The organism is Phreatobacter sp. (assembly GCF_052440005.1).
GTDB lineage: Bacteria > Pseudomonadota > Alphaproteobacteria > Rhizobiales > Phreatobacteraceae > Phreatobacter.
Window position 1 is genome coordinate 35,194 of record NZ_JBQVQL010000038.1, and the last position, 6,208, is coordinate 41,401.

General features: G+C 69.9%; 5 protein-coding genes and 2 pseudogenes. 2 read left to right on the forward strand and 5 right to left on the reverse strand.

Annotated elements, in window-relative coordinates:
• On the reverse strand, nt 1-612 hold the full coding sequence (locus ACT6XY_RS11320) for an LOG family protein (protein ID WP_444748442.1): 612 nt from the start codon (nt 610-612) through the stop codon (nt 1-3).
• 182 nt (nt 613-794) lie between these two features.
• On the opposite strand from ACT6XY_RS11320, the gene ACT6XY_RS11325 reads away from it, so the two are divergent.
• Both ACT6XY_RS11325 and ACT6XY_RS11330 read left to right on the forward strand, forming a co-directional pair.
• Entirely contained in the window at nt 795-2,759 is a 1,965-nt protein-coding gene (locus ACT6XY_RS11325) for an ABCB family ABC transporter ATP-binding protein/permease (protein WP_444748443.1), read from the forward strand.
• 8 nt (nt 2,760-2,767) lie between these two features.
• The gene (locus tag ACT6XY_RS11330; protein ID WP_444748444.1) at nt 2,768-3,502 is read left to right on the forward strand and encodes a hypothetical protein; all 735 of its coding nucleotides are present in this window, start codon (nt 2,768-2,770) and stop codon (nt 3,500-3,502) included.
• Here ACT6XY_RS11330 and ACT6XY_RS11335 read toward each other — a convergent pair.
• The 4 genes and pseudogenes from ACT6XY_RS11335 to ACT6XY_RS11350 form a co-directional block, all read right to left on the reverse strand.
• Entirely contained in the window at nt 3,499-3,759 is a 261-nt protein-coding gene (locus tag ACT6XY_RS11335) for a DUF2783 domain-containing protein (RefSeq protein ID WP_444748448.1), read from the reverse strand. The two genes, ACT6XY_RS11330 and ACT6XY_RS11335, sit on opposite strands and share 4 nt — an antisense overlap.
• A 15-nt stretch (nt 3,760-3,774) precedes the next feature.
• Nucleotides 3,775-5,370, reverse strand: a pseudogene (locus ACT6XY_RS11340) (FAD-dependent oxidoreductase); the annotation flags it as partial.
• Nucleotides 5,371-5,448: 78 nt separating this feature from the next.
• Nucleotides 5,449-5,763: a hypothetical protein gene (locus ACT6XY_RS11345; protein WP_444748445.1), complete on the reverse strand. Its 315-nt coding sequence runs from the start codon at nt 5,761-5,763 to the stop codon at nt 5,449-5,451.
• A 44-nt stretch (nt 5,764-5,807) separates the two neighbouring features.
• Nucleotides 5,808-6,208: pseudogene (locus tag ACT6XY_RS11350) on the reverse strand (hypothetical protein); the annotation flags it as partial.

Sequence of the window (6,208 nt, forward strand, 5' to 3'; positions counted from 1 at the left end):
TCACATCTTCTCGATGACCACCGGGTCGTGTTCCCTGGCCAGCGCCTCCTGCGGCAGCTTCGCCACCTGCGCCTGGATGGTCGGGATGATGTCCCTCACCTCGTCGACGATGGAGTATTTCACAGCCAGACCCGGCCGGATGAAGCCCTCCTCCTTCATGTGGTCGAGGAGGACGCGCAGCGGGTCCCAGAAACCGCCGACATTGGCGACGACGACCGGCTTGGCGTGCCGGCCGAGCTGGGCCCAGGTGAGCTGCTCGACCAGCTCCTCCAGCGTCCCGATGCCGCCGGGCAGCGCCACGAAGGCGTCCGCCTCGACGAACATGCGCATCTTGCGGGTGTGCATGTCGGGGACGGTGACCACGTCGATGACGGCGTCGAGCGGCATTTCCTTGCGCTTGAGGAAGTCCGGGATGATGCCCAGCACCTTGCCGCCGTTGTCGACCACGGATTTCGCCAGCGTCCCCATCAGGCCGATGCCGCCACCGCCATAGACGAGACGAATGCCGGCTTTCGCCATGGCGGCGCCGAGCTCGCGCGCCGCCTTCTCATGGACGCCGTCATGGCCGGAGCCGGAGCCGCAATAGACACAGATGGATGAGATGGTCGCCATGATGGCCTTCTCCGGCGGGTAACGGCTGCGACGCAGCCCGCGAGTCACGGTGCCGACCATAGCAGGGGGAGCGGGCCGGGGTCAGCCATGCGCATTCGGGCGGCGGCGGGGCTTCACCGGAACGTAAAGGAGATTATATCGGTTCCAGACGTCTCAAGCCCTCCCCCAAGGACAAGACCATCGTGTCACCTCCCCACGTGCCGGCCGCGCCCGCGGCCGCGCAGAAGCCCGTCTCCGCCGAAGGCGGCGCCCTGTCGCGCACGATCCTGCACCTGTGGCCCTTCATCTGGCCGCACGAGCGCGGGGACCTGAAGCGGCGCGTCGCCTGGGCGATGGTGCTGCTGGTGATCGCCAAGGTGGTCACCATGGTCGTGCCCTTCACCTTCAAGTGGGCGACCGATGCCCTTGCCGCCCCGCAGGCGGCGGATGCGGGCTGGTGGGCGGCCGTCCTCGCCGCGCCCCTCGCGCTGACCCTCGCCTACGGCGCCTCGCGCATCCTGATGGCGCTCGTCACGCAGATGCGCGACGGCCTCTTCGCCAAGGTGTCGATGCACGCGGTGCGGCGGCTGGCGCTGCTCACCTTCGAACATATGCACAGACTGTCCCTGCGCTTTCACCTGGAGCGCAAGACCGGCGGCCTGACCCGCGTGCTGGAGCGCGGCCGCAACGCCATCGAGACCATCGTCAGGATGATCATCCTGCAGTTGATGCCGACCATTCTGGAACTGGCGCTGATCGTCGGCATCCTCTTGTGGATGTTCGACTGGCGCTACGTGGTGGTCATCATCGTCACGGTTGCGGCCTACCTCGCCTTCACCTACTACGCGACGGAATGGCGGATCGCGATCCGCCGCGACATGAACGACAGCGACACCAACGCCAACGTCAAGGCGATCGACTCGCTGCTGAACTTCGAAACGGTGAAGTACTTCTCCGCCGAAGCGCGCGAGAAGGCCCGCTACGACGTCTCCATGGCGAAGTACGAGGCGGCCTCCACCAAGGCGCTGACCTCGCTCGCAGTGCTGAACGCCGGACAGGCGGCGATCTTCACCGCCGGCATGACCGTCGCCATGGTGCTCTGTGCCATCGACATCACCCGCGGCCGCAACACGGTCGGCGATTTCGTGATGATCAACGCCATGATGATCCAGCTCTACCAGCCGCTGAACTTCATGGGCATGGTCTATCGCGAGATCAAGCAGGCGGTGACCGACATCGAGGCGATGTTCGCCATCCTCGGCCGCAACCCGGAGATCGTCGACCGTCCGGGCGCCCCGGACCTCAAGGTCGCCGGCGGCACCATCCGGTTCGAGGACGTGACCTTCGCCTATGACCCGGCCCGACCCATCCTCAAGGGCGTGTCCTTCGAGGTGCCGGCGGGCAAGTCGGTAGCCATCGTCGGGCCGTCGGGCGCGGGCAAGTCGACCATCTCCCGCCTGCTCTTCCGCTTCTACGACCTCAGCGGCGGGCGCATCACGGTGGACGGACAGGACATCCGCGAGGTCACGCAGGCCTCGCTCCGCCGCGCCATCGGCATGGTCCCGCAGGACACGGTGCTGTTCAACGACACGATCCGCTACAACATCCGCTACGGCCGCTGGGAGGCGAGCGACGCCGAGGTGGAGGAGGCGGCGGGCCTCGCCCAGATCCACGACTTCATCCAGCGCAGCCCGGCCGGCTACGAGACCGAGGTCGGCGAACGGGGCCTCAAGCTCTCCGGCGGCGAGAAGCAGCGCGTCGCCATCGCCCGCGCCATCCTGAAGTCGCCGCCGATCCTGGTGCTGGACGAGGCGACCTCCGCGCTCGACAGCCACACCGAGCGGGAGATTCAGGAGGCGCTGGACCGCATCGCGCGCGACCGCACCGCCATCGTCATCGCGCATCGCCTGTCGACGGTGGTCAATGCCGACGAAATCATCGTGCTCGACGACGGCAGGGTGGCCGAGCGCGGCACGCATGGAGAACTGCTTGCCAAGGGCGGCCTCTATGCGGGATTGTGGAACCGTCAGCGCGAGGCGGCCGAGGCCGAGGAAAAAATCGCAGGCCTTGATCGGGGTACACCTGCCAGGCTGCAGGAATCTGCCCCGGTTTCGCCCGAAGGTCGTGCTGACGTCTTCGCCAAGCCGCCGCGGGAGGCGGCGGAGTAAACGGCCCCATGGTCGAGACACGCGAGCGGCCCCTGTCGCTGTCCTATCGCCGGCCTGCGGACCGTTCCGAGCGGAACGTCCTGCAGCAGGTTCTGGACGGACTGCGCCACGACCCGCAGTCCGACCTGGCCGAAGTCGGCTCGGGCTTCGGCCTCGGCGTCGTCTCCCTCCTCTTCATCGGCCCCGTGGCGCTTCTCCTCGCCTGGGCGCTGCAGTTCGCGACGGGCGTCTCCTTCGGCAGCGACCAGACGTGGCTGCTCGCGGCCCTCCTCTGGCTCGGCGGCTGGGGCGGCATGAGCGCTTTGCGCGTCGCCGCCCGCCGCGGCCGGACCACGGCCCTGCGCCGCGCGCTCTCGGCCGATATCGCGGAGGGCGACGTCCAGGAGGAGAGCTGGCGCTTCGTGGAGGCCGTCGGCTTTCAGGAGGCGGAGACGCTGCCCCTGCTCTACCTGCTGCGCGCGGACAACGGATCGGTCGTCGCCTTCGAGGAGACCCGGCTCACCGGCCGGGAGCGCGGCGCCGGCGAAGCCGTCGTCTCGGCGGCGCCCTCGGACGCGGTGCTGGTGCGCGGCGCGCGCTCGGGCATCCTGATCAGCGAGAACTATTCCGGCCCGCCCCTGCCGCTGCTCGACGTCCAGCCGCTCAAGCTCGCGCGCGACGACAGGCCCCTCCATGGTCAGGTGGTGGATCGCCCCTGGGCGGGCGTCGGCCCCTGGATGTCGGGCCGCGCCGCGGGCGTCTAGCCTTTCCCCTGCGCCAGGGCGACGGCCTCGGCGAGGACGTCCGCATTCCCGATATGGTTGGCGAGTACAAGGACGAGCCGCGCGTCGAAATCGGCTGCCTCGGCGTCCGTCATGCCGCGCCGGGCAGTGGCCAGCAGGCGATAGGCGGCATCGGGATCTGCGAGGCGATTGTCCAGGGCAAGGCCGGAGGGCGTGGCTTGTTCACACGCAGATTCAGCTCCTACAGAGATTGATTCCGATTCAGCCGCACGGGCCAAGTCCTTGACGCGGAATCCCTTTGCCCGGTTGATCGCATCCTCGACCTTCACCGCATCGAAACGGCGCCAGCGCGCCGAGAGATGCCCGTCGGGGCGCAGCAGGAAGCAGGCGCCGGGCGTGGCGTCGAAGCGCGCGGCGAAGAGGCCCTCCCCGTCCAGCACGTCCCGGCCGACCACGAGGAGGCCGCAGGAGCCCGGCGCGGCGCCGATCTCGCCCATCGTCACCAGCAGGAAGCGGCCACCGGTGAGCGCCGTCAGGTGGGTCGCCCCGCCACCGGCCAGGAGGAGCGGCACGTCGGGCACGGGCGCGCCGAGGCGGGCCGACCCGGACCAGGCTTCCCCGTCGGGCGTCGAGAGCGGCGTGTCGTAGGTGGTGGGTGTCGACAGGCGACCGGAGTTGACGAGGCGGCGGGCGAAGGGCGCGGGGCCGGCGAGCGCGAGGACCGCGTCGCGCAGCCGACGCTCGCCCGGCGAGGGCGGCGCGATGAAGTCGGTGGCCCCGGTGGAGTGGCGGATGTTCTCGTCTGCGGCGGCGCCGCGCTCGGCATCATAGGTCGCGAGGAGATCGGGGCCCGCTTGGCCCGACAGAACGAGCGCCAGTTTCCAGGCGAGGTTCTCCGCGTCCTGGATGCCGGAGTTGGCGCCACGCGCGCCGAAGGGCGAGACCTGGTGGGCGGCATCGCCGGCGAAGATCACCGGGCCGTGGATGAAGCGCGCCAGCCGACGGCACTGGAAGGTGTAGACCGACACCCATTCGAGGGTGAAGGCATCGTGGCCGAGCATCCGCCGGATGCGGGGCACGACGTTCTCCGGTCGCTTCTCCGCCTCGAGATCGGCGTCGCGGCCGAGTTGCAGGTCGATGCGCCAGACATCGTCCGGCTGCTTGTGCAGAAGCGCCGACTGTCCGCCATGGAACGGCGGCTGGAACCAGAACCAGCGCTCGGTGGGGAAGTCCGCCGTCATCTTCACGTCGGCGATGAGGAAGCGGTCGTCGAAGACCTCGCCGGCAAAATCGAGACCCATCATGCCGCGCAGGGGCGAGCGCGAGCCGTCGCACGCGATCACCCAGTCGGCGGCGAGGCGGTAGGGGCCGTCCGGTGTCTCGATGGTGAGGACGGCGCCATCAGCCTCGGGGGCGACGCCCGTCACGCGGTTCGACCAGCGCAGGTCAACGAGGGACCCGGGTTCCATCGCCTTCGCCACCAGCGCCGCCTCGACATGGTACTGCTGGATGTTGATGAAGGCGGGCCGGCGATGGCCCGTCTCGGGAAGAAGGTCGAAGTCGTAGAGCTGCCGCTCGCCGAGGAAGACCCGGCCTCGCTGCCAGGTGACGCCCCGGGCGACGAGACCCTCGCCGACCCCGAGGCGGTCGAAGATCTCCAGCGTGCGCTTGGCGAAGCAGATGGCGCGGCTGCCCTCGCCGATGCGGTCCGCATCGTCGAGGACGACGGTGGCGACGCCACGCTCTGCGAGGTCGATCGCGAGAGAGAGGCCCACGGGACCGGCGCCGACGATGACGACGGGTCGTCTGACCGGCACGGCCGCGCTCTGGTCCGGATGGGGCGAATAGGCGAAGCGCAGCGGCAGCGCGCCCGGCGCGGCGGTGGTCATGCGAGGCCTCCCGGTGGTTTCGCTCGAAACCTTTTGGCCTGTTCTGCCCGACCGGCGGCGGCGGAGTCCACTCTCCGGTCAGCCGGCGGCGCGGGTCACGGCCGAGGCCGTCTTGAAGAAGGCGCTGGCGATGCGGAAGGCCGAGAAGAAGGCGATGGCCGCGAGCACGAATTCGAGGAGGCGGCCGCTGCGCCACAGATGGATCCAGAAGGCCCAGGAGACGAGGGGCCAGCGCAGGCGGTAGGGCGCGAGCCCCCGCCGCCAGGGCTTCAGCACCATGTCCTGCTGCGGGAGACCCAGATCATGGGCGACCCAGCGCGGCCAGAAGGACAGGAGCCAGGCGCCTGTCCCGAGCAGCGACAGCCAGACGAGGCCGTGGAGGAGAATATCCATGGGAGGCTTTCACTGGAGCCGGACGGAGCGGCGCCGTCGCGGGGTCATCCGCCGCTCGGCAGGGACGGTGTGTCGGCGCGCGGCGCATAGAGCGGGCCGATGACGCGGACCGGTCGCCTGTCCGGATCCGGAGCGGCCTCGGGCGTCACGGGGACCGCCGGCGTGGCTGGCGTCGAGCCCCGGATCTCCACCGGCTCGGGCTCGGCCGCGGCCCGGATGGCGCCGTCGATGCCGATGGTCGGGCGCGGAGCCCCGTTTCGGGTGCGGGAGCGGTCGATGCGCTCCAGCCGCTCGGCCTCGCGGCGCGCGCGCTGCTCGGAGGCGATCTCCTCACGCACCGCCTGCCGCTGGTCGGCGGGCATGGACAGGAGCCGGGCCTGCTCGGCCGAAATGACCTGGTCGCCGGTGCGCAGCGTCGGGTCGGCGCGCTCGGAGAAGGCCTGCG

Coding starts and splice junctions, on each gene's coding strand:
- ACT6XY_RS11320 (WP_444748442.1), bottom strand. CDS start 612: ATGGCGACCATCTCATCCATCTGTGTCTATTGCGGCTCCGGCTCCGGC.
- ACT6XY_RS11330 (WP_444748444.1), top strand. CDS start 2,768: ATGGTCGAGACACGCGAGCGGCCCCTGTCGCTGTCCTATCGCCGGCCT.
- ACT6XY_RS11345 (WP_444748445.1), bottom strand. CDS start 5,763: ATGGATATTCTCCTCCACGGCCTCGTCTGGCTGTCGCTGCTCGGGACA.